Origin of the sequence: Streptomyces sp. NPDC056480 (assembly GCF_042795405.1) — a bacterium.
Lineage (GTDB): Bacteria > Actinomycetota > Actinomycetes > Streptomycetales > Streptomycetaceae > Streptomyces.
The window spans coordinates 1-1,351 of sequence record NZ_JBHTSA010000260.1; the positions used below are offsets into that span (position 1 = coordinate 1).

At 77.8% G+C, this 1,351-nt stretch carries 1 protein-coding gene; it reads right to left on the reverse strand.

The annotated features are described in order from the left end of the window. Positions 1-126: 126 nt before the first annotated feature. The gene (locus tag ACFQ79_RS40715) at positions 127-1,182 is read right to left on the reverse strand and encodes a lactonase family protein (protein WP_383593442.1); all 1,056 of its coding nucleotides are present in this window, start codon (positions 1,180-1,182) and stop codon (positions 127-129) included. Positions 1,183-1,351: the final 169 nt, after the last annotated feature.

A 1,351-nucleotide genomic window follows, 5' to 3' on the forward strand; every position in this document is an offset into this window, starting at 1 on the left:
CCGGATGTCCGGTGCGGGCCCTTCGGCGTTTCGGCGTTTCGGCGTTTCGGCGTTTCGGCGTTTCGGCGTTTCGGCGTACGGTCCCGCGGGTCCCGGGCCCGGTCGGGCCCCGGGGGCGGCCCGGCCTCAGCCGAAGACGACGCAGGAGGCGGCGGGGGCCTCGATCGAGCCCCCGCGCGCGGGGATCCCGGTCTCGGGGTCGAGGGCGAACCAGGTGACGTCGCCGGAGCGCTCGTTGGCGGCGTACAGGTGCCGGCCGGACGGGGCGAGGGTCAGGTCGCGGGGCCAGGTGCCGCCGCAGGGCACGGTGGCGGCCAGGACGGCCTCGCCGCCGTCGGGGTCGAGGGCGAGCACGGCGAGGGTGTCGTCCCCGCGCACGGCGGCCCAGAGGAAGCGCCCGTCGGGGGCGACGACGACCTCGGAGGGGTAGCTGGGGCCGGGCGTGCCCTCGGGGACGACGGGGGTCTCGCCGAGCGGTTCGAGGACACCGGCGTCGGCGTCCCAGCGGCAGACGGTGAGGGTGGGCTCCAGCTCGTTCAGGACGTACGCGTGCGTGCCGGCCGGATGGAAGGCGAGATGGCGCGGTCCCGTGCCGGGGCGCAGCGCGGTCTCGCCGTGGAGGGTGAGGGCCCCGGTGCCGGGGTCCAGCGCGCAGATCCGTACGGAGTCGGTGCCGAGGTCCACGCTGACGATCCAGCGGCCGCTGGGGTCGGGAAGCACCTGGTGGGCGTGCGGGCCGGCCTGCCGGGAGGCGACGGGGCCGCTGCCCTCGTGGCGGAGGACGGTCGTGGCGGGTCGGGCGGTGCCGTCCTCGGCCAGCGGCAGGGCGGTGACGCTGCCGGAGGTGTAGTTGGCGGTGAGGAGGTGCCCGTCGGCGAGGGCGAGGTGGGTGGGTGCCGCACCGTCGACGGGGACGGGCGCGCCGAGCAGCCGGGGTGCGGGCCCGCTGACGTCGAAGGCGGCGACGGCCCCCGCGGTGGTCTCGGACACGGCGTGCAGCACGGGGCCCGCGAGGGCGAGGAACGAGGGGTCGGCGAGGGCGTCGCTGCCGCCGGTGACGGTCAGTGCGCCGGTCTCCGCGTCCACGTCCGCGGCGAGGACTCCTCGCCCGCCCGCCGAGGTGAAGGAGCCGATGTACGCCCTTACGGCGCTCCGGTCCCGAACCGTCTCTGTGCCGCCCACGGCGCCTCCCCTGTCCCCGCGGCCGGTCGCGGTCGACCGGCCTGCGTCCGGCCGACGGTAGCAGGCGGTCTAGACCAAAGAGGGCGGGCGGGCGAACGCGGCGGGCCGGGCGGCCGGAGACGGCGGGCCCACGCGGCGAGCCGGGCGGGCGGAGACGGCGGGCCCACGC